Genomic DNA, 24,057 nt, shown 5'->3' with positions numbered 1-24,057 from the left:
ATGACGACAATTCATACCGTGGCGGTGATTGGCAGCGGCATCATGGGAGCCGGGATCGCCGAAGTGGCGGCGAGCCACGGCCACCCGGTGCTGGTGTATGACATCAATGCTGAGGCCATCTCCCGCGCCATTGACGCCATTCGCAGCCGTCTCGAATCCCGCGTGGCGCGCGGCAAGCTCGCCGTCCATGACGCCGAACAGACGCTCCAGCGCTTGGTGCCCGTTACCGACATCCACGCGCTGGCGAAGGCCGACCTGGTGATTGAAGCCGCCTCTGAGCAAATGGCCGTTAAAAAGGCGCTCTTTGCCGAGCTGGCGGAGATCTGCCCGGCTAACACGCTGTTGACCAGCAACACCTCGTCCATTTCCATTACGGCGATTGCCGCCGACCTGCACCATCCTGAGCGCGTGGCGGGGCTGCACTTCTTTAACCCCGCCCCGGTGATGAAGCTGGTGGAAGTGGTAAGCGGCCTGGCGACTTCCGGGGAAGTGGTCGAACAACTGAGCGAGCTGGCGACGCGCTGGGGCAAACAGCCGGTGCGCTGCCAGTCCACGCCGGGCTTTATCGTTAACCGCGTGGCGCGTCCGTACTATGCCGAAGCCTGGCGGGCGCTTGAAGAGCAGGTTGCCGCCCCGGAGGTCATCGACGCGGCGCTGCGTGAGGGGGCCGGGTTCCCGATGGGGCCGCTGGAGCTGACCGATATGATCGGCCAGGACGTCAACTTTGCCGTGACCTGCTCGGTATTCAACGCCTTCTGGCAGGAGCGCCGTTTCCTGCCGTCGCTGGTGCAGCAGGAGCTGGTGCTAGGTGGGCGTCTCGGCAAGAAGAGCGGGCAGGGGGTCTACAACTGGCGTAACGAAAAGCCTGCCGTTAACTGGCTTGCAGAGGTGGAAGATAGTTACAGTGTCATGCATCAGCAGAAAAAAAGTGACGGTGTCACTGAAATCGACGGCGTACTGCTGATTGAAACCCAGGGCGAGACCGCCCAGGCGCTGGCGAACCGTTACGGCCAGCCAGTGGTGGTGTTCGACAGACAGGAGAGCGACGTGGCGGTGATTGCCGCCGCGGCCAGCAACCCGACAGCCGCGACACTGAAAGCGGTGCGCCACTTCCAGCAGCAGGGCAAGCGCGTGTTGCAGGTGGTGGATTATCCCGGCCTGCTGATCTGGCGCACGGTGGCGATGATTATCAACGAAGCCCTCGACGCCCTGCAAAAAGGGGTCGCCAGCGAACAGGATATCGATACCGCCATGCGCCTCGGGGTGAACTACCCGCGCGGCCCGCTGGCCTGGGGAGAACAGCTTGGCTGGCAGCGTCTGCTGTGCCTGCTGGAAAACCTGCAACGCCATTACGGCGAAGAGCGTTACCGTCCTTCATCCCTGCTGCGCCAGCGCGCGCTTCTGGAGAGTAGCTATGAGTCATAACGCCTGGCGCAACGCCCGCGCCATGTATGAAAACGATGCCTGCGCCCAGGCCTATGGCATCGACATTATTGAGATGGATGACGGCGTCGCCGTGTTGACCATGACCGTCACGCCGCAGATGCTCAACGGCCACAAGAGCTGCCATGGCGGACAGCTATTCACCCTCGCCGACACCGCTTTCGCCTACGCCTGCAACAGCCAGGGGCTGGCGGCGGTGGCCTCGGGCTGCACCATCGATTTTGTCCGTCCGGCCTTTGCCCACGATAAGCTCACCGCCACGGCGCAGGTGCGTCATCAGGGGAAACAGACCGGCGTATATGACATTGAAATCGTTAATCAACAACAGAAAACGGTTGCCCTGTTCCGTGGGAAATCCCACCGCATCGGCGGCACTGTGACAGGAGAAGCATGATGCGTGACGCCTTTATCTGTGACGGGATCAGAACCCCAATCGGTCGCTATGCCGGTGCGCTGTCCGGTGTGCGCGCGGACGACCTGGGCGCCATCCCCTTGCGTGAACTGCTGGCGCGTAACCCGGGTCTGGATGCGGAGCGCATCGACGATGTGATCTTTGGCTGCGCGAACCAGGCGGGGGAAGACAACCGTAACGTGGCGCGCATGTCCCTGCTGCTGGCCGGGCTGCCGCAGACCGTCTCCGGCACCACCCTGAACCGCCTTTGTGGTTCCGGTCTGGATGCGCTGGGCTTTGCCGCCCGCGCCATCCGCGCTGGTGATGGCGACCTGATGATCGCCGGTGGTGTGGAGTCGATGTCCCGTGCGCCTTTCGTGATGGGCAAAGCGACCAGCGCCTTCCAGCGCCAGAATGAAATTTTCGATACCACCATCGGCTGGCGTTTTGTGAACCCGCTCATGGCGCAGCAATTTGGTTCTGACAGCATGCCGGAAACGGCAGAGAATGTAGCGGAATTGTTAAAGATTTCCCGTGAGGATCAGGATGCCTTCGCCCTGCGCAGCCAGCAGCGCACCGCTCAGGCCCAGGCCAGCGGCATTCTGGCCCAGGAGATCGTGCCGGTCGTCATTAAAGGCAAAAAAGGGGCGGTCACCGAAGTGGTGCATGACGAGCATCTGCGCCCGGACACCACCCTCGAAATGCTGGCCGGGCTGAAAGCCCCCTTCCGGGCGGGCGGCGTGGTCACCGCAGGCAACGCTTCCGGCGTCAACGATGGCGCTGCGGCGCTGATTGTCGCCAGCGAGAAGATGGCGGCGGCCCAGGGCCTGACCCCGCGTACCCGCATCGTGGCGATGGCCACCGCCGGCGTTGAGCCGCGTCTGATGGGGCTGGGCCCGGTGCCTGCCACCCGTTGTGTGCTGGAGCGCGCCGGGCTGAGCATCAACGACATGGACGTGATCGAACTGAATGAAGCCTTTGCTTCGCAGGCGCTGGGCGTGCTGCGAGAGCTGGGGTTGCCGGACGATGCGCCGCACGTTAACCCCAACGGCGGGGCAATTGCCTTAGGCCATCCGCTGGGTATGAGCGGGGCCCGCCTGGCGCTGGCCGCCAGCAATGAGCTGCATCGTCGTAAAGGGCGCTATGCGCTTTGTACGATGTGCATTGGTGTCGGTCAGGGCATTGCCATGATCCTTGAGCGTGTCTGAACAATTATAAAAAGCGAGTACCCTACGATGACAACGACAATGACAAATACAGCGACAACCGCAACGTCAACTGCAACCTCGACGGCAACGCATCTTGACCCCATCGAAACCGCCTCCCTTGATGAGCTGCAGGCCCTGCAAACCGAGCGCATGAAGTGGACCTTAAAACACGCCTATGAAAATGTGCCGATGTACAAACGCAAGTTTGATGCGGCGGGCGTGCATCCTGACGATTTCAAAGAGTTAGCGGATATTCGCAAGTTCCCCTGCACCACCAAGCAGGATCTGCGCGATAACTATCCGTTTGATACCTTTGCGGTGCCGATGGAGCAGGTGGTGCGTATTCATGCCTCCTCTGGTACCACCGGTAAACCCACCGTGGTCGGCTACACGCAAAACGACATTGATAACTGGGCCAACATTGTGGCCCGCTCCCTGCGCGCCGCGGGGGGCAGTGCCAGGGACAAAATTCATGTCGCCTACGGCTATGGCCTGTTTACCGGCGGGCTGGGCGCCCACTACGGTGCCGAGCGTTTAGGCGCCACGGTGATCCCGATGTCCGGCGGCCAGACCGAAAAACAGGCCCAGCTGATCCGCGATTTCCAGCCAGATATGATCATGGTGACCCCCTCTTACTGCCTCAACCTGATCGAAGAGCTTGAGCGCCAGATGGGCGGCGATGCCAGCCAGTGCTCCCTGCGCGTGGGCGTTTTTGGCGCCGAGCCGTGGACCCTGGCGATGCGCCGGGAAATTGAAAAACGCCTCGGTATTACCGCTCTGGATATCTATGGGCTCTCCGAAGTGATGGGGCCGGGGGTGGCGATGGAGTGTATCGAAACTGCCGACGGCCCGACCATCTGGGAAGATCACTTCTACCCGGAGATCGTCAACCCGAACGACGGCACGCCGCTGGCCGACGGCGAGCAGGGGGAACTGCTCTTCACCACCCTGACCAAAGAGGCGCTGCCGGTGATCCGCTACCGCACCCGCGACCTGACCCGCCTGCTGCCGGGCACCGCCCGTACCATGCGCCGCATGGACAGGATCAGCGGCCGCAGCGACGATATGCTGATTATCCGCGGCGTCAACGTCTTCCCGTCCCAGCTGGAAGAGGAGATCGTCAAGTTTGAGCACCTGTCGCCGCACTATCAGCTGGAGGTGAACCGCCGTGGTCATCTTGATTCACTTTCGGTGAAGGTGGAGCTGAAAGAGAGCAGCCTGTCGCTGACCCACGAGCAGCGCTGCAACGTCTGCCACCAGCTGCGCCACCGCATTAAGTCGATGGTGGGGATCTCTACCGACGTGACGATCGTCAACTGCGGCAGCATTCCGCGTTCCGAAGGCAAAGCCTGTCGCGTCTTCGATCTGCGTAAGGCCGCAGCCAACAGCTAAGGCCGTCCGCGACCCTCTGCGTATTAGGGAGGGTCGCGCTTTTAGCGCTATGCTATGATTCATCCGCGAAAATAATCACAACAGAATGAATCACATGAGTAAACTCGACGCCTTTATCCAGCACGCTGTCAGCTCCGTTCCCGTCAGCGGTACCTCGCTGATCTCCTCCCTGTACGGTGATGCCCTGTCCCATCGCGGTGGTGAAGTCTGGCTGGGAAGCCTGGCGGCCCTGCTGGAGGGGATGGGATTTGGCGAGCGCTTCGTGCGCACCGCGCTGTTCCGTCTTAATAAAGAGGGCTGGCTGGATGTGGTTCGCATCGGCAGGCGCAGCTTCTACCGCCTGAGCGACAAAGGATTGCGTTTAACCCGCCGGGCCGAAACCAAGATTTATCGCGCAGAGCTACCGGCCTGGGACGGCAAATGGCTGCTGCTGCTCTCTGAAGGGATGGACAAAACCACGCTGGCGGATGTGAAAAAGCAGCTGATCTGGCAAGGCTTCGGCACCCTGGCGCCGAGCCTGATGGCCTCGCCGTCGCAACAGCTGGCAGACGTACAGACCCTGTTGCATGAAGCGGGCGTGGCGGAAAACGTCATCTGCTTTGAGGCGCATTCGCCGCTGGCGCTCTCCCGCGCCGCGCTGCGCGCCCGGGTGGAGGAGTGCTGGCAGCTCAGCGAGCAGAACCTGATGTATGAAACCTTTATCGACTCGTTCCGGCCATTGCTGCCCCTGTTGCGGGAGGCCACGCCGGAGGAGCTGACGCCGGCGCGCTGTTTCCATATCCAACTCTTGCTGATCCATTTTTATCGCCGGGTGGTGCTTAAGGATCCGCTCCTGCCGGAAGAGTTACTCCCGTCGCACTGGGCAGGCCAGACGGCCCGCCAGCTGTGCATTAACATTTATCAGCGCGTCGCGCCGGGTGCGCTGGCGTTTGTCAGTGAGAAAGGGGAGACCTCGGTCGGCGAACTGCCGTCGCCCGGCTCCTCCTACTGGCAGCGCTTCGGCGGCCTGACGCCCGCGTAACGGAGGTTATGTGCCTGTATATCAAATTGATGGTCTGACACCGGTTGTTCCACAGGAGAGTTATGTCCACCCGACAGCGGTCCTGATTGGCGACGTGATCCTCGGTAAGGGCGTCTACGTGGGCCCCAACGCCAGCCTGCGCGGAGATTTTGGCCGTATCGTGGTGAAAGACGGGGCCAATATTCAGGATAACTGCATCATGCACGGCTTCCCCGAGCAAGACACGGTGGTGGAAGAAGAGGGACATATCGGGCACGGCGCCATTCTGCACGGCTGCGTGATCCGCCGCAATGCGCTGGTGGGGATGAATGCGGTGATCATGGATGGCGCTGTGATTGGCGAGAACAGCATCGTCGGCGCGGCGGCATTTGTGAAAGCGAAAGCGGAAATGCCAGCCGACCATCTGATTATCGGCAGCCCGGCCAAAGCGATCCGCGTGTTGAGCGAGCAGGAGATGGCGTGGAAAAAGCAGGGCACCCGCGAGTACCAAACGCTGGTGGAGCGCTGCAAACAGACGATGCATCAGGTGGAGCCATTGCACGAGGTGGAACCGGATCGTAAGCGGCTGGTGTTTGACGAGAATCTGCGGCCGAAGTCGGCCCGCTGAGCGGCAAACCCCTTAATCCTGCGTGAGGCCATCTTTGTGTAGATTGAAGGATGTTAAGGATTAATTTAGTGGCACCCTAAAAGCCCCGGCACGCTGTCGCTGGGGCTATTTTACCTGTTGCTGTTGGCATCCCTAATACAACCCGTTAATGCGCAGCCAGTTCGTAAAAGAATGCCGGATTCGCCTGGATCGTGGCCAGCACTTTGGCTGCCAGGCCGGTAGGGTTACGTCTTCTGGATTCCCAGCTTTTGATGGTATCCACGCTGGTGCCCAGCGCTTTTGCCATTTCTGCCTGGGAGACGTTGAGCTGCTCTCTGATCGCTTTGACATCGGCAATCTCATAGCGGGTAACGCGGGAAGGGGCTTTGGTCCCGTTTTTGATGTCGACCGCCTCTTCCAGGGACGTTTTGAGTTCGTCAAAAAAATGCATTTCACACCTCGTTCTTCAGTAAGGTTGTCAGTTTTTTTAGTTCAGCCTTTTCCGCATCAGTGAGATTCTCTTTGGCACTTTTCGGATAAGCGAGCACCAGCCAGATAATCTCCCGTGTTGCCAGAAGGTAAATCACCCTGGCGCTACCGCTTTTACCCTGAGTCCCCGTTGCCATCCGGACTTTTCGCAGCCCGCCGGTATTCTGAATAACATCACCTTTGTCCGGAAAGGCAATGAGCTCTCTTTGTAACGTCAGGAGTTCATCATCAGTCGCGATCTGTTTGATTTGCCGCGTAAACAGTGACGTCTCGATAAATTCTATCGCATGGCACACGATTCTCTCTCCATGTAAGGTACCATGTACACCTTCAGGTGTACATGGTACAGATCCAGAATTATTTTGCTGCCAGAGAACGCGTGAACTGAAACGCGCGCTGGCACTGGTCGGCATTGTAAGGAGCATGGCGAGAGTGTGCTGAAACACGTGCTGACGCTACGAGGCGTCTCGTAAAATTGCAGGGTATATCAGAAGGTAAACCCTCTCAGAGGAGAGGGTTATCAGGAAATTTATGCTTTACTTCCCGGCGGACGACGCCTCGACAGACTCTTCACGCCGGTTTTTGCCCACCGTTTCTCGCGCCTTATTCTCAATGCGATACTCAATGGTCACTCGTTCAACGCTGGTCGGCGTGACGGTAATCTCCTTTACCCTGGTACCCGAGTCGGGCGGCAGGGTCTTGATCGTCTCGCCTTCAGCCAGCCGTTTTCCGCTCTGCTTCACCTGCCACGTCAGGCGGCAATCTTCGCAGGCTGACCAGGTGTCGTTAATCGCCCACAGGCGCACCGTCGCCTCGCTTCCCTGACGCCAGATATCGGTAACGGGTTCGATGGAGGGGAGGATCGGCTGGTAGGCGCGCTTCAGGGCGTAGTAACCCGCCTTCGGTTTGCGCAGGTAATCCACCACCCCCCAGTTAATCGAGGGCCAGGTTTCGACAAACATAAAGTGGAAGAGGGCCGTCACCGGCTGATAGCGCTGTCGGCGATAGCTCTCCGCCGCCGTCGCCACCAGCTGCGCCTGATACGCCTGGGTATTGGCAATCATCTCCTGGATAGTATTGCCCCGGGGAATGTTGGCGAACTTAAAGGTCTGGAAGGGCTGGAAGTTATGGTACTTCCAGTGCGTCCAGCCGGGATCGTCCGCCGCCGTGCTCTTCGGCCACATCAGGCTCTCAGGGATGAAGGTTTTCAGGGTGGAGAGCCGCGGCAGCGCCTGGGCGCCAAACTCGGTGATAATCCCGGTTTTGGCGGGCGCCAGCAGATCGCGTATCGTGCCGAAGTACCACCCCGCCCAATAGTGTTCCTCCACGGCGGAAAAACGGTGCACGATGCGGGAGCTATCTTCCGCGAGCGTGTCGCCCACCCGTTTCGTCAGGGACTGGTTTAAGCTTTTGTTCCAGTCCGGGAAGCGTTTTTCCATCCACGGTGAGTTCCAGGGCGGCTCGTTGTGCCCGCCCCAGACGATGATGGCCGGCGAGTTACCGAACTGCTCAACCATCTGGCGGGTCTGGCGAACCGCGTTATCGGCAAAGGCGACGCTGTCATCATAGCCCCACTGCAGGGGCACATCCTGCCAGATCATCAGCCCCATCTCGTCCGCTACATCATAGAGCGCGCGGCCTGCCACATGCCCGTGGACGCGAATGGCGTTGGCGTTCATCGCCTCCACCAGTTCGAAATCCCGGCGGTATTTTGCCCGCGTCATGGTACCGAGCCAGGGGGAGCCAATATAGTTACTGCCCTTGATGAACAGCCGACGGTCGTTGATGAGCCAGCCTTTATTGTCCGGCTGCTCCTCCAGCTTGCGTAACCCGGTTCGGGTGAGGGTGGTGTCCATCAGCCCCTGCTCATCCCGCAGCGAGGCCCGCACCCGGTAAAGGTTCGGCTTGCCGACGCCCACCGGCCACCAGAGCCTGGCGGAGCGCATTGGCAGCGAGACGTTCAGGGTGCCGGCGGTGCTCTTGAGCGTGACCGGGAAGTCCTGCTGAAAGTCCGGGCCGCTGAAGTTGTCCGGCGCGGCGGAGAGGCGCAGGGTGGCGGGCCCATCCGCCAGCGCCCGGTAGCGAATCTCGGCGCGCAAGATGGGGTTTTCCAGCCCCTCGCGCCAGTCCGGGCGCAGGATCACCTCGTCAATCGTCACGCCGCGGCTCATGTGCAGCTTCACCGGCGCCCAGATGCCACCGGAGTTGGCATCCTGGCCATGCTCGGACCAGGCGCCACCGGGGCGGGTGTCGTGCTGGTTAAGCACCCCTTTGACCAGGGTTTTGTGCAGCGGCCAGATGGTTTTCGGATCTTCGTACGGGCTCTCCACCCGAACGGCGAGCCGGTTATGGCGGCGCAGGGCGTCGCTTACGTCCACCGGGAAGCGCTGGAAATAGCCCTCGTGGCGGGCAAGCGCCTTGCCGTTGAGCGTCACGTCGGCGAAATAATCCACGCCGTCAAACACCAGGGTGGCCATGGTATCCGGCGCGCGCTCCGGTAGGGTAAATTCGTGACGGTACCAGAGCGCGCCCTGATGATCGTATCCGGCGCTGTACCAGTTGGCGGGCACCCGGAGCGTGCGCCAGCCGCTGTCAGGGGCGCTGGCCCCGTTAAAAGTGTTATCGTTGGCATCATGTACGCGCCACTGCCCGGCCAGCGACCAGGTGACCGGCACAGGCGCCGCTTGCGCCAGCGGAAGCCAGACGACCAGCGGCAGAATAAGTTTAGGGATCATGATTCATCTCCTGCGCCCGGTGGTGCAGCCAGGCAGCACCACGTCCGGCCTCGTTGAAGAGCTCGCCGCGCAGCGCCTTAAGCCCGGCCGGGTCCAGCGTTGCCGCCTGGCTCTCTAACTGCTGGAGCCGCTCTGCCAGTCCGGTAAAGCCGAGGGTGGCGGCTTCGCCGCGAAGCCGGTGCGCCGCCCGGCCCAGAGCCTCGCGGTCGTCGCGGTCGATCGCCCGGGCGATTGTTGCTACCGCCTCGTCGAGCCCCTCGCCGAACAGATCCAGCAGCTCCTGTACCAGAGCGGGATCGTCCGCGCACTGTTTTAATAGCCGGGCTTCGTCCGGCAGCCCTTTATCACTCTGCGGGTTATGACTCTCCGGGCCGACGCGCGCAATCTCTTGTTGCAACGCCTCCTGGCTCACCGGCTTGGCAATATAGCCGTCGAACCCCATCGCCAGGCAGCGTTCTTTATCTCCCTGCATGGCGTGGGCGGTCATGGCGATGGCGGGCTGGTGGGTGCCCCCCTTGGCCTGCGTCTCTTCCCGCAGCTGGCGGATAGCGGTTTCGCCGTCCATCTCCGGCATTTGCAGGTCGATCAGCAGAATGTCCCAGGCGTGTTCCCGCCAGCGCTCCAGCGCCTCGCGCCCGTTATTGACCACTTCGCACCGGTGGCCGAGCCGCTCCAGCAGGCGGCGGGCGACTTTCTGGTTCACCAGATTATCCTCGGCCAGCAGAATGCGTAGCCCGGATTGCGGCACGGCGGGCGCCGTCGCGGGGGCCGGGGTCAGGACTGGGGTGGGTTCAAGCACGCTGGCAATCACCTGATGCAGCTCGCGCTGGGCAATGGGTTTATGCAGATAGTGGGCGATGCCGATGCGCTTAAGCATGTTGGCGTCAAAATGGCGGCTCATGGAGCTGAGCATAATGATATGGCTTTGTTCGGTCTGGGGCAGCACGGAGAGTTCGAGCGCCAGCGAAACGCCGTCCATATCCGGCATTTGCGCGTCCAGCAGGATCAGCGCCCAGCGCCTCTCTTCGGCGGCGCGTCGCAGCGCCTCGGCGGCGTTGTTAACGCAGGTTGGCGCCAGCCCCATCTGGTGAAGCATGGTATCAAGCAGGCGCAGGTTGGTGCTGTTGTCATCCACCACCAGCACCTGTTCGCCATTGAAGCGCCCCACAGGCGCGGCGGCCTGCTGGCTCTCCAGCGGCAGGGTGAAAGCAAATTCGCTCCCCACGCCGGGGTGGCTCTCAACCGTCAGCTCGCCACCCATCAGGCTCACCAGCCGGGCCGAGATGGTCAGCCCCAGTCCGGTGCCGCCGTAACGGCGGGTGGTGGAGCTGTCGGCCTGGCTGAAGGCCTCGAAGATCGCTTTTTGCTTATCCGCCGGAATGCCGATGCCGCTGTCGCGGATGCGAAAACGCCACCGACCTTCATCGTCAGCGGGCGCTATCGCCAGCAGCACTTCGCCCTGGTGGGTAAACTTCAGGGCGTTACCCAGCAGGTTAGTAAGGATCTGGCGCAGCCGGGGACCGTCCGCTACCAGCACCTCCGGCAGCTCGGGGGCAATATCCACCAGCAGCTCAATGCCTTTTTCGCTGGCGGCGGGCATGTGGGGGCGGATCAGCGACTGAATAAAGGGGCGGATCTCCAGCGGCTCCACATCCACCGACATCTTGCCCGACTCGATGCGGGAGAAGTCGAGAATGTCATTGATAATATGCAGTAGCGACTGGGCCGAACTCATGACCAGCGAAAGATACTCCCGCTGCTCCGGGTTAAGAGGGGTGTCCAGACAGAGCTGGGTCATGCCCAGAATGCCGTTCATCGGGGTGCGAATTTCGTGGCTCATGTTGGCGAGGAAGGCGCTCTTCGCCTCGTTGGCCTCCCGGGCCACCTTCGCCGCCTCTATGGCCAGAAGTTCCGCCTCTTTGCGACGGGTAATATCCTGTAGGGTGCCGATCACCCGTTCGGCCTGCTGCTGCATGTTGAGAGTCACCACCTGGCCCGAAATCAACATCCAGCGCCAGCCCCGGGCGGCGTGCTGGACGCGAATTTCGCATTCGAATACCGGCATATGCGCCTGGCGCGAGGCGATCATCGCCTAGCGCAGGGTGGCGCGATCCTCCTCGTGCACCAGGTTAAGCAAAAAGCGCAGCGGATAGAGCAACTGCGTGCGCGACTCGCCCACCATCGCCAGCAGAGTATCGTTCACCTGCAGGCTGTCGTGGGAGACCTGCCAGTCCCAGATGCCGATCTGGATCGACTCCGCGGTGAGTAAAAAATCGTCGTGCAGCTGGTGGCGCGAGCGCTGGGCCTCGTCCAGCTCGGTGATGTCCGTATGCAGGCTGATAATGCCGCCGTCCGCCAGCCGCTGATGCTGGACGTAGAGCCGCCGCTGACCCGACTGCCGCACTTCGCGATGGCTCGGCTGACGGCAGTTGCGGATAATCGCTTCGCGCAGGGTCTGGCGGCGGCCAGGATCGATGTTATAGCCCGCATCGATAAATTTTTCCGCCAGGCTCTCCAGGGTGGCGCCGACGGCCAGCCAGGGGGTGATGACCGGGTAAAAGCGCGTCACCTGGTCGTTCCAGGCCAGCAGGCGCTCCGCCGGATCGTAGATCATTACCCCCATGGGCAGCGCGTTAAGATCGAAACAGGATCGCTCTTGCATGGTTATTCGCCTCCCGCCTGATAGTGCAGCTCCGCCTGGCGGCGCAGGTACTCCAGCCCGGGCGCGATCGCCATTGCCCAGGCGGTGAGGATCTCCTCGTCGCAGAGGGGATCGCAGGCGCGAACGGTTCTGAGCATCGCTTCCCGCCAGAGGGCGAAAAACCGCGGCGGCAGGCGCAGCCCTTCATGGCTCTGCTCCCGCGCCAGCCGCTCCAGAAAGTCCGGCACGAAGAGCGCACCATCGACGGCCAGCATGGCGAAAAAGCTCTTAAAGAGCATCTGCTGGCCCTCCGCCTCCGGATGCCGGGCGAAGTGCTGCTCCGTTTCAGGAGACATATGGATAAATGTCTCCCGGAAGGCCTCAAAAAAGCGCTTTTTGTCGTTCTCCGGCAAGACGCGGTTCAGGCTTGCCTCAAAGAGATCGCGATAAAACTTCATGGTGCACCCCTCGTGGCCCGTTCGCCGGGCAGACAGAGGCCGGGCGGGTTAAATTCATCCGTCGTGCGGCGGGAGAAATAGCTGTTCTCATCCGCAAGGCCGTTTTCAAACAGCGGCCCGGCGTTGTGTTTGTAATAGAGGGCTTCCAGCACCATGGCGTTGGTGGAGAGGGTCAGGGTCGGGTTGATATCGCCGGTCGCCTCAACGCGTCCCTCAAACCAGCCCTGCTGCGGGTTGTTAAGATGGCGGGTGACCGCCATCAGAGCATCGGTATAGTCGGTTTCCCACAGCGCCCAGAGCAGGAAGACCGCTTTGGTAGAAACCTGCGCCAGCCGGGGGTAGTATTTGCCGTCGTCCCCCAGGGTGTTCCAGGCATAGCCGTTTCCCCAGACGGTGTCCTCAACGTGCCAGGGCGCCTGGGAGAGATAAAAATCGGCCCGCGCGGTGAGCACTTTGTCCTGCTCCCAGCGCGATTTCTGAGTGAGCCATATCCCTTCTGCCCGGGCGCGCAGCGCTTTTTGCACATCGGACGGTACGCCGGGCGGCTGCCAGCCGAACTCCACTCCCGGCAGCATCGCGGGGAGGGTGGTCAGTAGCGAGGGTTGCCAGGTGGTGCGCGGATCCCGGGCATCTACGGCGAGGCTGCGCTGATAGAGGATCACATTACGCGAAGGGGGAGTGAACGCCTTTCCTGCCGGGAATCCCCACAGGCGAAACGCGCTGGCGGCGTACTCACTCTCACCCAGACGCAGCTCCTCGCGCAGCATCGGCTGGCCGTTCTGAACGGAGGCGGACCACAGTTCCCCCTCGTTATCTATCACCCGGCAGAAGTTCCAGCGCAGAATGATCTTATCCAGATACTCGCGATACTGGGGGGCGCGTTCGGCAGTAAGCCGCAGGGCCAGCATCAGTCGGGCCATATCCTTTGCCGACCAGCCGCTCTTTGCCGGTTTACCGGTAAAGTCGATGGGGGTCGCCGTCCGGCTGGAGTAAAGCCTGCCCGGCGTGCGGGTTTCGGTCAGGGTCAGCCGGTTAAGCGTGCCGAGCAGGCGCGTCAGGCGGGCGTCAAACTCAGGCTCCTGCACCAGCCCCAGATCCCGGGCGGCGAGCAGGGCGATGAGGGTGTCGCCCATTTGCCAGAGGGTTACCCGCGGCTGTTTGTCGCTGCCGTTCACCAGCCCGGTCTGCGGCTGGGTGTTATTTTCGAAATAGCGCCAGGCGATGCGGGCCCACGCCTGCTCCTGCGGCGTCAGGCTGTCGATGCGCGCGGTGGTGTGCCAGCCGCCCTTCGTCAGCCAGCGCCACCCTGCGCCCTCCCGGCTGAAGAGGGCGAGGGCAATAAGCAGCAGGAGGAGGGCGACCGCCAGCCAGCGGGCTACGGTTTTAAGCATTGCGCGGTCACCGGCGGCAGTTTAACAGGCTCGTCTGCACTACAGGCGGCGCACTGGCATGCCTGGCAGGCGGGTTTCGTGCGCTGGGTGGTCCCGGTCTGTTCACACCAGCTCTTAACCGCCGGGGTGCTACTCAGGAAGGGGCGGTTGCGCGGGGTGTTATTGGGCTCGAAAAGATCCACCAGCTTTTTGTCCCAGAGCGAAGGGGCGAAATCGCGGTTTTTCGGGTTGTCGGTATTAAACCGCAGCAGCTTGCCCTCTTTCTTGAACAGCAACGCCTCCAGCATGATGCCGTTGTTATTGGCGGTGAACTCTTTAATCGGGCCGTCGCCGTTTTCGTAAAGCCCCTCGTAGTAGCCTTTGCCCTCTTCGTTGGCGTTTTCAATGGTGTCCAGCAGGCGGTCGGTGTAAGGCGAGTTCCAGAGTACCCACATCCCCAGTGCCGCCTTCAGGGATACGGCGGCGGTGTTAGGGACATACTGGCCTTTGTCGGTGATGGTGTTCCAGTTAAAGCCGTCGCTAAAGACGGTGTCATATACAAAGTAGGGCGACTTATCCAGCTGGTGCTCGGAGCGGGCGGACAGTATCCCGGTAATGGCGTAGCGGTTCTCCTGAGCCTGATAGACCCGGTCGGCAAAGTTTTTCATCCACGGGTGGGAGTAGTCGCGCGGGCTGTTATTCCGGTCAAGCGGATTGTCATACCCGAACTCCATGCCGTACAGCACGTAGGATTCGGTCACTACATAGTTATGCTGGCTAGTTTGACGCGGATCGCGCGAGTCGTAAGGCACCAGCACGCAGTAGATCTCTGCCAGCTCGTAAGGCTGCGGGCGGCTGGCCTGACAGGTGCTAAATCCCCAGAGCTGGAAACCTGCCGCGCCATACTCTTCATAGCCCAGCCGTCCTTCCTGCACATATTTCGGCTGGCCGTTCTCCAGGTAGGCGCCGTACATCATGCCGCAGGGATCGATAACGTGGCTGAAGTCCCACCCCAGCACCACGTTATCGATGCTGTTGGCATACTCCGGGTAGCGCTCTTTGATCACTTTTAACCAGATCAGCATCCTGCCGATATCCAGCGCCGAGAAGCCAATCTCCCCCGGTTTGTTCTGGTAGTTCACCTTCTGGCCGGTAATGGTGTTGTAGGCCTTGTTAGGCAGCTCGTTGCGGAACAGATCCAGCTTGTTCAGGGTGGCGAGCAATTTCAGCATCCGGCGGTCAAACTCGGCTTTATCAATGATCCCCAGCTCCCGCGCCGCCGTCATGGCGGCCATATAGGAGGCGCTGTCCCACATAGTGGTGGAGGGGTATTTGTTTACCGCATTGACCAGCCCGGTGGTGGGTTGGAAGTTGGCGACAAAATATTGCCAGGCGTTTTTGGCGATAGCCATCTCCCTGGGGGTAAGCTCGCCGTTGCGCGGTTCGTACTCCGAGGCCGGCAGCCCGGTGGCGGCCTGTGCAGCGGAAAGCGTGAGCCAGCACGCCATAAGCCCGGCCAGAAGAGGAAAAAAGAGGAGAAATTTCAGCTTCATGGCGTAGCTCCTGCTGAAGAAGTAGGGGAAGTCGTCAGGCTCAGACAGGCCAGACAGAGCATCTGGCCGTGGGCAATATAGGCCAGGCTTTCGAGCACGATGGCATTGGTATCAGCGTCAATCACATCATTCACGCTGCTGTTCAGGTTAAGTCCGCGCTGCCACCCCTTGCCGGGCACCTGCAGCGTCTGAACCTGCTGGCGCAGCGCTTCGCTCCAGCCGTTGCGGAACAGGGCGTACCAGGCGAAGGCGGAGCGGGTGGAGGTAATCGCAGTCTGTTCCGGGGTGGCATCGCGCAGGGCGCTGGTTTGTAGCGGCTGGCGATCGGGCAGATCGTTTACGTAATCCGGCGCGGGCTCGGCATAGTCGGTGCTGATGGGCGGCTTGCTCACCCGCAGCCCGTGACGGCGCTGCTGGATCTGCATAATGCGCCAGGCGATCTCCGCGCTCTGGGCGTCGAAGCCCAGCTCCAGGCCGGTTAACAGGTAGGGGAGACTGATAAGCGATGGCTGTCGGCCCCAGGGGGTACGTAGCCCCTCGTCGGGCACCATAATGCCGTCGATATCGATCATCTGCTGCCCCTCCGGCGGGTTGGTCACCGCCAGCCCCGCCGCGCTGTCGATCAGCCGAAGCGTATGGCTGGCATACAGACGATAACCGAAGCTGTTTCTGGGCTCGTCCGCCGCCAGTGCCCAGTGGTGGAGCGGCGCTGCGGCCTGGGTCGCGGGATTACTGGCGATCAGGGCCCCAACCTTCCACTGGTTAAAGAGGTCGCGCACGGCGGCGGCATGCTGGGGATAGCGCCACAGCAGGGTTTGAAGGGCATTGAGCAGGCGGCCCATGCCAATAGCGGAGGAGTCTGGCTTGCCCAGCATTTGCAGCGTGTCCGCATGATAATAAGCGGCGGGTAGCCCTTCGGGATTTAGCGGGAGCTGCCCCAGCGTAAACAGCGCCGCGGTGATGCGCTCATCAAATTCGTCTGTCGTCAGGATATTGAGCTGTTTGGCGGCCACCAGCGCAAAGAGATAGCTGCCGGTGCTCCACAGGCTGAGCCAGGGCTCGCCATCGTGGGCGTTGGCCAGGCCGTTCGGCTGGGTATTGTTGACATAATATTGCCAGGCTACCCGGGCCCAGATCGCCTCATCGAAGGTGAGTTCACGCGTGGCGGGCAGGGGTGGGAAATCTTTACTCAGGGTCATGCCCGCGCTGCTCTCCACGCGCGAAGGCATCTGTTTCTCCACCCAGACGACGATGGCGAAGCCCAGCAGGAAACCGATCAGAATAGTGAGGTAGCTGCGGGCCGACAGCAGCGCATCGCGTTTTCTCATTGGCTTGCCTCCTCTTCGGCCGGGGTCCAGACGGCGGCCAGAATCAGCGGCAGCATGGCGGCAATATTCACCGCACCCCAGAAAATATTGATGACGTAGCCGGAAGGGTCGTCAACCTGGCCGCGGGCTACCTGTATTCCGCCCCAGATGAGGCCCGCCAGGGTGAGCACGACGATAGCGATCTGCGGCTTCACCAGGTAGAGAAAACGCCCTGTCTGCCGCTCTTTGGGGGTGACGTGAAATTTTATCTGCTCGCCGCGCAGCACCGTATCGAGCGCCCGCAGATTCATGGAGAAAAACGAGAGATACGATGCCCTGCCATCCCAAGCTGATATTCCCCAGGTGCCGAACATAAACGCCAGTTCGGAGACGATGAAAAAGGGCAAAAAGTGGAGATAAAAGGGCTCAGACCAGGCCGACACAGGGGGAATACCGGTAAAGAGATAGATAATCGGCGAGACCAGGAAAATGGTATTCCATACGCAGGCCATGTAGGACCAGAAGGTGGTGGCATACATCAGCGTTTGCGGCAGAGAGAGCTTAAAGCGGCGGCGGCTGAAGATATTGTCGTGAAACAGAATATCCAGCGAGCCGGCGGCATATTTAAAACGCTGGATCATCCAGGTCAGCATATCCTGCGGGGAGAGCATCTTGGATTCAATGCGCGGGTGCATGACCGAGCGCCAGCGGCGCGCGGCATCGCCGTGCAGCAGGATAGAGGTGTAAATATCCTCGGAAACGTGGAATTTATATGGGGTCAGCTCCGTATCGAAGGCCACGTGGGGACGCATTGCCTCCTGCAGGGTTTCGCGCATCGCCGGATCGCGTATGTCCCGGGTATGGCGGTCGATCTCCTCTTCGACGGTCCAGACGTAGCTGCGCAGCGCCGCCTGCATCACCGCCTCGCGTCGATGCACCGAGGCCGCGCCGCAGCAGAAGGCGGCATTAGCCCAGTTGCGGCGGCGTAAAATCACGTCGTAGAACATGCGCGGATCGTTGAAAAAGGGATCCCGGCCAAGGGTCACCGGGCCGATAAATTTCTGGGCGAGCCAGCCGAGACCGTATCCCGCTTTACCCGCCCTGCGCCCGAGCCAGTGCGCCAGATTTTCCCCTTCCGGCAGGTCGAAGAACCACTGGGGTGTTTGCACCCAGGCGACGTCCGGATCGCGGAAATAGCCCAGCGTATGGCTGAGCAGCGTGGGGAAAACGCGGGTATCGGCGTCGCAGATGATCAGGAAATCGCCGTCGGTCTGCTCAAGTCCGTTGCGCAGGTTGCCCGCCTTAAAGCCGATATTGGTCTGGCGGGTAATGTAGTTGGCACCTTCCTCTTCGCATACGGCTTTCATCTCCGGACGTCGGCCATCATCCAGCACATGGACCTTGTAATCCAGCGGGACAGGGTAGGCCATTTTCATGGCGTCGCGGATGGAGAGCCGCACCAGCTCCACATCTTCGGAATAGGTGGCGATAAAGAGATCGACCTTTATCGGCCTGGACTCCTCGGCATCTTCCGGCCGCAGGCAGTCGTTGATCTCAGACGGCGGGGGCGTTTGCGGCGGATCCTCTTCCTTCCACAAGTTAATGGTGAACAGCACCGTGCCGATCCAGGCCAGGGTTTCCGCCAGCACCAGCGGAATGGCGTACCAGAGCGCGTCGGTATTTAAAGAGGCCGTCCAGCGCCAGTAAATATAGTTGGCACCAAGAATAAGCGCGGCCACCGCTAATACCTGCCAGGTCATCATGACCCAGCGCGGCGTTTTAAGCGGTTCAGGCGGACGACGATGTTCAAAACGGGAAAAATAAAAATCCATAGCGAAGGATATCCTGATTCCACGATGACAATAAATTAATAGCCTGTTACCGACAGGGAGAACGCCATGGAAATAACGCTCACAAAAACATAATTTAAGGTAAGTGTAGAACGCGGATAAAAATAATCCAGCAGGTTAAATTGCAACAGTTTAGGGGCGCTTAAATAAAAGTTAATTATTAATAAGGTTTTTTCCTGCGTACCGCAATAATTGCCAGATGAAGGCATTTACGCTATCTAAATTATTAGCACGAGGCTTTTTCAGGATCATTAACAGGACTCCCTATGAGCCAGATTGCGCCTGCAATACCGCAAGAAGAAAACATAAAATCAAGGGCATGGCGCTATTCTCTTGCCGGGAATCGCGATCTGCGTATTGATTTTATGCGCGGAATTGCGCTGGTAATGATGGTGGTGGCGCATACAGAAGTGATGTCGATATTTAATATATTTACCTGGGAACGTTTTGGCCTGACGACCGGTGCGGAAGGATTTGTCATTCTTTCCGGGTTTATGTTGGGGATGTTAAATCGTGCCAGATTGCAAAAAGTTGTCTTACTCACTATTTCCTGGGGGCTTTACCTCAGGGCGTGGAAAATATACCGGGTAAATATTATTATCATTTTATCCTTTCTGTTGCTGGGGTATTTGCCTTTTATAAACGTTTTTGAAGTGACCCATTTTACCGACCGTTTTTCGGGAACCACCTAGTCCCTTTATCCGGTGACGCCCCAGATAAAAGAGACCTGGTTTAACATTGTTCTCTATCTGCAAATTGGTCCTCACCAGACGCAAATTTTAGGGCTCTATATCTTTCTCCTGCTGTTAAGCCCTTTGTTTTTAGGCATGTTGCAAAGGGATAAAGTGTACTGGCTGCTGGGCCTTTCGCTGCTGGTTTACTGCTGCTGGCAGCGCTGGCCGGTACGGATAACCCCGTCGCAGTTTGAGTTCGCCTTTCCGCTGCTGGCGTGGCAGTTTATTTTTGTGCTGGGAATGATTTGCGGCTGGTATAAAGAGGAGCTGCTCTCTTTCGCTCGCACTCCCGCTGGCAAAGTGGTGGTCGCGGCGCTGGTGGTGATTGCACTGGCCCTCGGCTTTGTCGCCCAGAATCATACCAACCCCTTTATGCCGCCCGCGCTCCTGATGCATACCATCCCTGCGGCGGACTTCAACGCGTTTTACCATACCTGGGCGGCAAAAAACGGGCTGGGCCCGGTGAGGGTGCTGAACGATATCTGCCTGATGGTGACGGTCTATCTCCTCCTGACCTGGTGCTGGCAACCCCTTTACCGGCTGGCAGGCTGGTTTCTTATCCCGCTCGGCCAGCGCTCGCTTTATACCTTTATTTTGCACGTCTACGTCGTGCTCGCGGTAAGCCAGTTTGTGACCTTCGATCTGTGGCGTCAGGACTGGATAGTAAACACCGTTGTACATGCAGCGGCGCTTGGTGTGCTGTGGCTACTGGCGAAATATAACGTCGCCGCACGCTGGATACCTAACTAAGGAAGGGGAGATGCGGGAGAGATATTTGCTGGCCTGCGCACTCTTGTGCATTGCCACCGGCGCAGAGGCGGCGCCGAAGGAGGATGCCGGGACACTGCGCGACAAGAACGGCGAGCCGGTGCAGGCGGGAGTATTTACCAGCCGCTGGGGACGGCTTTTCTCAGGCAATGAGGATGTTTTTTCCGGCGCGCTGAGCTTTAGCTCGGGCCTGAAAGAGCAGTGGATGACTATCCCCAACAGCTCAGACAGCGCGGAGCAGAAGCGAAAATATAACCAGACGCTGAACCTGAGCCTGCAATATTCCCCTTACAGCTACTGGTTTGCCAACGTCACGTCGCGTCTACCGGTCACCGACACCAGCCGCTATACCGCTGACTTTCGCTACAGCTTCGGCTACGACGACTGGCACGCCAATACCCTTAGCCTGGTGTACAGCAATTACGGGGATAACCGCTTCTGGACCTCGGGCAGCGGTCGTCACACTTACTTCGAGCAGGGGGCAGTAACCCTGGCCTACAAATTCTCGCTGCCGAAACCGGTGGAGAATACGCTGTTGATCAACAAAGGCGACTCCATTATCTGCCAGGTGGGCTACAGCTGGGTACCGCGCTACTACGATCTGGAGAGCAACGACATCCGCAAAAACAAAAACGTGATGCTGGGCGGATGCGGTTACACCTTCAAACAACATTTCTTTGTGCGCGCCACGGCGTTCTGGTTCCCGGACAGCAGCCAGCAACAGCCCTGGAACGGCGATTACAGCTACAGCTTCGGCTATGCAGGCTATACGCCAGGCTCATTCTCCGTTCAGTATGCCAACTATTCCGGCACCCGTTATCCCGGCCACCAGAGCGGCAACGGTAAGTTTCGTGAAGGAACGGTTAGCCTTATCTGGTTCTTACCGCTTTAGGGGGCGAGAGTGGCGCAGCATGTACTGATTGTGGAAGATTCGCTGGTCTATCGTCGGCTGCTGAGCCGGATGCTGGCGCAGTGGGGCTATAAGGTCAGCGAGGCGGAAAACGGCCTCGCCGCGCTGCAGATCCTTGAAAGCCAGCCGGTCAGTCTGGTCATCAGCGACTGGGAAATGCCGGAGATGGATGGCCTGACGCTGTGCCGGGAGATCCGCAGCCGCCAGATTGGTCACTATATCTATGTCATTCTCCTTACTGGCCGTGAAAATCCAGACGATCTGACGCTGGGGTTTGACGCTGGCGCGGATGACTTTCTCAGCAAGCCCGTCGAGCAGAGCGAACTTCGGGCGCGGCTGCATGCGGGGGCGCGTATTCTCTCCCTGGAGGCGACCCTCGCCGCCCGCAACGCTCGCCTTAGTGAGGCCCTGCGCCAGATTGAACAAGATCTCGAGGTGGCGGCGCGTATCCAGCAGTCGGTGCTGCCCGCGCACCAGCAATGCTACCGGGACTATTTTTCCGACTGGCTCTTTCTGCCCTCGGCCTGGGTTTCCGGGGATATCTTTAACGTCTTCCCGCTGGATAACCATCTGGGCTTTTACTGCGTGGACGTCTCCGGCCACGGCGTGGGGGCGGCAATGATGTCCCTTGCGGTGGCCCGCCAGTTTTTGCACGGAAGGGCGGTGGAGCGCTTTCTCTTTACCGACGACGACGAGGTGGCGTCGCCCGCCGAGGTGGTGCGCATCCTCAATGGCCGTTTTTGCAGCGATGAGGTAGAGATAGTCAGCTATTTCACCATGATTTACGGCGTCATCGATCTTGACACCGGCGAGGGGAAACTGTGCCAGGCCGGTCACCCGACCCCCTTTATCGTCAGCCCGGACGGAGAGGTCAGAGCCATCGGCAGCGGCGGAGCGCCGGTAGGATTGATGCCGGATCTCAGCTGGACGGATGTCGACTTCACGCTGGCGGCAGGCGAGCGGCTCTGCCTGTTCAGCGACGGCATTACCGAATGTGAAAACCTCGCCGGGGAACAGTTTGGCCCGCAGCGGCTGCAGGAGGCGCTGCGGCAAGGGGCCGCCCTCGGACTGAACGATCTCCTGGCGCAGTTTGCCCGGCACCTTATTCACTGGCGTAGCGGGGAAAACCAGGAGCAATCATCGATGGCCGATGATGTTTCACTCTTAGTGATTGAGCGTAAAGGAGAAGAGCAATGAATATTGATACAGAGCGGCAGCCCGATGTGAACATTATGACCCCGGCGGTGCGCCGGCTGGATGCCTCGGTGGCGGCGGCGTTTAAGGAGGCGATTACCCGCGAGATCGGTGAAGATCGCAAAGCCCTGATCGTCGACTTCAGCAAAATCGATTTTATTGACAGTAGCGGTCTGGGAACCCTAGTTTCCCTGCTGAAAATGATGAACGGTAAAGGCGATATGGTGCTCTGCGCGCTGAACCCCGGCATCCGCAACATGTTTACCCTGACCCGGATGGATCGCATTTTCCGCATCTGCCCGGACCGCGCCGCGGCGCTGGCGCAGCTGAATCAATAATATGGCCGTGGCTCACGAGATTGCGCTTCCGGCCGCGTTAAGCTCGCTCTCGCCGCTGGCGGAGTGGCTGGCGCAGCAGATGGCCTCGCTGCCCGTGGACGAAACCTGGCGCTTTGCGCTGGATCTCGCCGCCTGCGAGACGGCGACCAATATCATCCGCTATGCGCTGCACGAGGATCAATGCCAGCTTTTTAACGTGACCTTTATCGCCGCGGACGCAGGCGTGACCCTGCGCTTTACCGATGCAGGGACGCCTTTTCCCGCTGAACGCCTGGCCGAGGCGCGTAATGAGGCGTTTGATGACGACACGCTGCTCGCAGAAAGTGGCCGGGGGCTCAGGCTGATCCTGCTGTCGGTGGACAGTTTTGACCTGGAACGCCGGGACGGAAAGAATATTGCGGTGCTGGAAAAAGGGTGGTGAGGGCTGAAAAGCAAAAACCTCCCACCGGGCGGTGAGAGGGGCAAACTTACGCGGTCAACGGGCTGGCGATAGCGGCTTTGGCGTTTTTGTTAACTTTGTACATATATGTGGTCGAATCCAGGGTGTTTTCAACCGACTGCGCATAAAACGGAATCGACCCCGCGGACTGCCAGCCAAGCGAGCGGTAGAGGTCGCTGGCCACGTCGCCACTGCGTGTATCCAGCACCAGCAAAACGAGTCCCTTTTCCCAGGCCAACTGTTCTGCCTGCATCATCAGCGCGCTTGCAATACCCTGGCGACGTGATTGAGGGTGAACCAGCAGCTTGGTAATTTCTGCCCGGTGGCGGCCATTAGGCGTGGCGCAATAGTTAACCATGACGGTACCGGCTGCCGTGCCGTTATCCAGGGCGATGAAAAGATCGCAATCGCGGCGCGCAAGGCTATCTATTTTTTCCTGCCAGAAACGATCGATGGCAGGACGGTCGGTGGGATCAATAAAACCGACACTCGCGCCATCTTTTACGCACGCCTGCAAAACATCACCTAATTCAGAGAAGCGTTGACGTGCCTCTTCAGCAGTAAGACATTTATATTCAATCATGATTTACATACCACCAGAATATAGTGGGCGCCAAGATTTTCATGTGCCCTGAATGATGAGGTTCCCGATAAATGAAAACGTAAACTGTCACCTTTTTTCAGATGCCAGGTTTCCGCATTCATGGTAATAATCAACTCCCCTGCATGTAGCCAGATATATTGCTCCAGCCCCTGAACCGGTGGCTGAAGATATTCAATAAAAGCACCCGGACGTAATTTCCCGTCAATCATTTCGCAGCGGAAAGCGTTAGACGGTGGTATTAACAGACGCCGCTCAAACCCGCTGTGCTCATCATGCCACAGGCTCTGCTCCCCGGCCCGGAACAGGTTATCAGCGACCTGCTCAACTTCGCTGATCAGCCGGGACATGGTCATGCCGTATACGCTGCAGAGCTGGTTGAGCACTTCCGCGGTGGGGCTGACTTCACCCCGTTCAATGCGTGACAGTGAGGCTCTGCTTATTCCCGACGCCGCGGAGAGATCCTCCAGCGAACGGTTATGCTGCAGGCGTAGCGCGGCCAGACGTGCCGCCAGCTTTTCCCTGTAGTCCTGATTGTTCATACCCGCTTCCCGTATGTGAGATAAAATTCTCTAATGAGAGATAATACTGCACACTGAACGTGAGTCAAGCACCGCTGAAAAAAAATC

20 protein-coding genes and 2 pseudogenes are annotated in these 24,057 nt (G+C 59.7%); 11 read left to right on the top strand and 11 right to left on the bottom strand.

All coding sequences use genetic code 11. From position 1 onward, the window contains the following. The 6 genes from paaH to paaY all read left to right on the top strand — a co-directional run bounded on the left by paaH (window position 1) and on the right by paaY (window position 6,062). On the top strand, window positions 1–1,425 hold the full coding sequence (paaH, locus tag GNG26_RS12285) for a 3-hydroxyacyl-CoA dehydrogenase PaaH (RefSeq protein ID WP_156238979.1): 1,425 nt from the start codon (window positions 1–3) through the stop codon (window positions 1,423–1,425). Then, window positions 1,415–1,837 carry a hydroxyphenylacetyl-CoA thioesterase PaaI gene (paaI, locus tag GNG26_RS12280; protein WP_114314799.1) on the top strand — a complete coding sequence of 141 codons (423 nt, stop codon included), beginning with the start codon at window positions 1,415–1,417 and terminating at the stop codon, window positions 1,835–1,837. Before paaH ends, paaI begins: the two co-directional genes overlap by 11 nt. After that, window positions 1,837–3,042 carry a 3-oxoadipyl-CoA thiolase gene (pcaF, locus tag GNG26_RS12275; protein WP_156240183.1) on the top strand — a complete coding sequence of 402 codons (1,206 nt, stop codon included), beginning with the start codon at window positions 1,837–1,839 and terminating at the stop codon, window positions 3,040–3,042. Before paaI ends, pcaF begins: the two co-directional genes overlap by 1 nt. A 39-nt stretch (window positions 3,043–3,081) precedes the next feature. Next, window positions 3,082–4,434: a phenylacetate--CoA ligase PaaK gene (paaK, locus tag GNG26_RS12270; RefSeq protein WP_156238978.1), complete on the top strand. Its 1,353-nt coding sequence runs from the start codon at window positions 3,082–3,084 to the stop codon at window positions 4,432–4,434. An 85-nt stretch (window positions 4,435–4,519) separates the two neighbouring features. After that, window positions 4,520–5,455, top strand: a complete 936-nt coding sequence (gene paaX / locus GNG26_RS12265; protein ID WP_103179802.1) for a phenylacetic acid degradation operon negative regulatory protein PaaX — start codon at window positions 4,520–4,522, stop codon at window positions 5,453–5,455. A gap of 10 nt (window positions 5,456–5,465) precedes the next feature. Continuing rightward, complete coding sequence (gene paaY, locus GNG26_RS12260; RefSeq protein ID WP_103822156.1) at window positions 5,466–6,062, top strand: phenylacetic acid degradation protein PaaY; 597 nt, start codon at window positions 5,466–5,468, stop codon at window positions 6,060–6,062. Window positions 6,063–6,207: 145 nt separating this feature from the next. On the opposite strand, the gene nadS is transcribed toward paaY, so the two are convergent. The 9 genes and pseudogenes from nadS to GNG26_RS12215 form a co-directional block, all read right to left on the bottom strand. Next, a complete protein-coding gene (gene nadS / locus GNG26_RS12255) occupies window positions 6,208–6,492 on the bottom strand; it encodes a NadS family protein (protein WP_103822155.1) in 285 nt (94 codons plus the stop codon). Window position 6,493: 1 nt separating this feature from the next. Beyond that, window positions 6,494–6,826: a type II toxin-antitoxin system RelE/ParE family toxin gene (locus tag GNG26_RS12250; RefSeq protein WP_156240182.1), complete on the bottom strand. Its 333-nt coding sequence runs from the start codon at window positions 6,824–6,826 to the stop codon at window positions 6,494–6,496. A 240-nt stretch (window positions 6,827–7,066) separates the two neighbouring features. Continuing rightward, entirely contained in the window at window positions 7,067–9,265 is a 2,199-nt protein-coding gene (locus GNG26_RS12245; RefSeq protein WP_156238977.1) for a sugar-binding domain-containing protein, read from the bottom strand. Further along, window positions 9,255–11,927, bottom strand: a pseudogene (locus GNG26_RS12240) (response regulator). Before GNG26_RS12240 ends, GNG26_RS12245 begins: the two are co-directional and overlap by 11 nt. Before the next feature lie 2 nt (window positions 11,928–11,929). Beyond that, window positions 11,930–12,364: a globin gene (locus GNG26_RS12235; RefSeq protein WP_103179796.1), complete on the bottom strand. Its 435-nt coding sequence runs from the start codon at window positions 12,362–12,364 to the stop codon at window positions 11,930–11,932. Beyond that, window positions 12,361–13,755 carry a DUF3131 domain-containing protein gene (locus GNG26_RS12230; RefSeq protein ID WP_156238976.1) on the bottom strand — a complete coding sequence of 465 codons (1,395 nt, stop codon included), beginning with the start codon at window positions 13,753–13,755 and terminating at the stop codon, window positions 12,361–12,363. Before GNG26_RS12230 ends, GNG26_RS12235 begins: the two co-directional genes overlap by 4 nt. Next, a complete protein-coding gene (locus tag GNG26_RS12225) occupies window positions 13,740–15,287 on the bottom strand; it encodes a DUF3131 domain-containing protein (protein ID WP_103822150.1) in 1,548 nt (515 codons plus the stop codon). Before GNG26_RS12225 ends, GNG26_RS12230 begins: the two co-directional genes overlap by 16 nt. Further along, entirely contained in the window at window positions 15,284–16,615 is a 1,332-nt protein-coding gene (locus tag GNG26_RS12220; RefSeq protein ID WP_103822149.1) for a DUF3131 domain-containing protein, read from the bottom strand. The genes GNG26_RS12225 and GNG26_RS12220 overlap by 4 nt, the downstream gene beginning before the upstream one ends. Then, on the bottom strand, window positions 16,612–18,426 hold the full coding sequence (locus GNG26_RS12215) for a glycosyltransferase (protein WP_103822148.1): 1,815 nt from the start codon (window positions 18,424–18,426) through the stop codon (window positions 16,612–16,614). The genes GNG26_RS12220 and GNG26_RS12215 overlap by 4 nt, the downstream gene beginning before the upstream one ends. Before the next feature lie 284 nt (window positions 18,427–18,710). Between GNG26_RS12215 and opgC the strand changes: the two are divergent. From opgC to GNG26_RS12190, 5 genes and pseudogenes are all read left to right on the top strand, one after another. Beyond that, a pseudogene (gene opgC, locus GNG26_RS12210) lies at window positions 18,711–19,928 on the top strand (OpgC domain-containing protein). 10 nt (window positions 19,929–19,938) lie between these two features. After that, a complete protein-coding gene (locus GNG26_RS12205) occupies window positions 19,939–20,838 on the top strand; it encodes a hypothetical protein (protein ID WP_114314812.1) in 900 nt (299 codons plus the stop codon). A gap of 69 nt (window positions 20,839–20,907) precedes the next feature. Then, window positions 20,908–22,053 carry a PP2C family protein-serine/threonine phosphatase gene (locus tag GNG26_RS12200; protein WP_231604331.1) on the top strand — a complete coding sequence of 382 codons (1,146 nt, stop codon included), beginning with the start codon at window positions 20,908–20,910 and terminating at the stop codon, window positions 22,051–22,053. Beyond that, on the top strand, window positions 22,050–22,388 hold the full coding sequence (locus GNG26_RS12195; protein WP_156238975.1) for an STAS domain-containing protein: 339 nt from the start codon (window positions 22,050–22,052) through the stop codon (window positions 22,386–22,388). Before GNG26_RS12200 ends, GNG26_RS12195 begins: the two co-directional genes overlap by 4 nt. A gap of 1 nt (window position 22,389) precedes the next feature. Beyond that, window positions 22,390–22,809, top strand: a complete 420-nt coding sequence (locus GNG26_RS12190) for an ATP-binding protein (protein WP_156238974.1) — start codon at window positions 22,390–22,392, stop codon at window positions 22,807–22,809. Between the two features lie 46 nt (window positions 22,810–22,855). Here GNG26_RS12190 and GNG26_RS12185 read toward each other — a convergent pair whose 3' ends face one another. Together GNG26_RS12185 and GNG26_RS12180 are read right to left on the bottom strand one after the other, a co-directional pair. Continuing rightward, a complete protein-coding gene (locus tag GNG26_RS12185) occupies window positions 22,856–23,410 on the bottom strand; it encodes a GNAT family N-acetyltransferase (protein WP_156238973.1) in 555 nt (184 codons plus the stop codon). Next, window positions 23,407–23,970 (bottom strand): helix-turn-helix transcriptional regulator, encoded by a 564-nt coding sequence (locus GNG26_RS12180; RefSeq protein ID WP_114386782.1) that lies wholly within the window; start codon window positions 23,968–23,970, stop codon window positions 23,407–23,409. The genes GNG26_RS12185 and GNG26_RS12180 overlap by 4 nt, the downstream gene beginning before the upstream one ends. Window positions 23,971–24,057: the final 87 nt, after the last annotated feature.

The sequence above is a fragment of the Leclercia sp. J807 genome (assembly GCF_009734465.1).
Lineage (GTDB): Bacteria > Pseudomonadota > Gammaproteobacteria > Enterobacterales > Enterobacteriaceae > Enterobacter.
Note: the sequence above shows the minus strand (reverse complement) of the source record. Positions and strands in the feature narration are given on the sequence as shown.

Bases quoted from the DNA above. Each gene is read 5' to 3' on its own strand.
- GNG26_RS12205 (WP_114314812.1), top strand. From the start codon at position 19,939: ATGCGGGAGAGATATTTGCTGGCCTGCGCACTCTTGTGCATTGCCACC.
- GNG26_RS12230 (WP_156238976.1), bottom strand. From the start codon at position 13,755: ATGCTTAAAACCGTAGCCCGCTGGCTGGCGGTCGCCCTCCTCCTGCTG.
- paaX (WP_103179802.1), top strand. From the start codon at position 4,520: ATGAATCACATGAGTAAACTCGACGCCTTTATCCAGCACGCTGTCAGC.
- GNG26_RS12180 (WP_114386782.1), bottom strand. From the start codon at position 23,970: ATGAACAATCAGGACTACAGGGAAAAGCTGGCGGCACGTCTGGCCGCG.
- pcaF (WP_156240183.1), top strand. From the start codon at position 1,837: ATGCGTGACGCCTTTATCTGTGACGGGATCAGAACCCCAATCGGTCGC.
- nadS (WP_103822155.1), bottom strand. From the start codon at position 6,492: ATGCATTTTTTTGACGAACTCAAAACGTCCCTGGAAGAGGCGGTCGAC.
- GNG26_RS12190 (WP_156238974.1), top strand. From the start codon at position 22,390: ATGGCCGTGGCTCACGAGATTGCGCTTCCGGCCGCGTTAAGCTCGCTC.
- paaH (WP_156238979.1), top strand. From the start codon at position 1: ATGACGACAATTCATACCGTGGCGGTGATTGGCAGCGGCATCATGGGA.
- GNG26_RS12225 (WP_103822150.1), bottom strand. From the start codon at position 15,287: ATGAAGCTGAAATTTCTCCTCTTTTTTCCTCTTCTGGCCGGGCTTATG.
- GNG26_RS12200 (WP_231604331.1), top strand. From the start codon at position 20,908: ATGCTGGCGCAGTGGGGCTATAAGGTCAGCGAGGCGGAAAACGGCCTC.
- paaI (WP_114314799.1), top strand. From the start codon at position 1,415: ATGAGTCATAACGCCTGGCGCAACGCCCGCGCCATGTATGAAAACGAT.
- GNG26_RS12195 (WP_156238975.1), top strand. From the start codon at position 22,050: ATGAATATTGATACAGAGCGGCAGCCCGATGTGAACATTATGACCCCG.
- GNG26_RS12235 (WP_103179796.1), bottom strand. From the start codon at position 12,364: ATGAAGTTTTATCGCGATCTCTTTGAGGCAAGCCTGAACCGCGTCTTG.
- GNG26_RS12185 (WP_156238973.1), bottom strand. From the start codon at position 23,410: ATGATTGAATATAAATGTCTTACTGCTGAAGAGGCACGTCAACGCTTC.
- paaK (WP_156238978.1), top strand. From the start codon at position 3,082: ATGACAAATACAGCGACAACCGCAACGTCAACTGCAACCTCGACGGCA.
- GNG26_RS12215 (WP_103822148.1), bottom strand. From the start codon at position 18,426: ATGGATTTTTATTTTTCCCGTTTTGAACATCGTCGTCCGCCTGAACCG.
- GNG26_RS12220 (WP_103822149.1), bottom strand. From the start codon at position 16,615: ATGAGAAAACGCGATGCGCTGCTGTCGGCCCGCAGCTACCTCACTATT.
- GNG26_RS12245 (WP_156238977.1), bottom strand. From the start codon at position 9,265: ATGATCCCTAAACTTATTCTGCCGCTGGTCGTCTGGCTTCCGCTGGCG.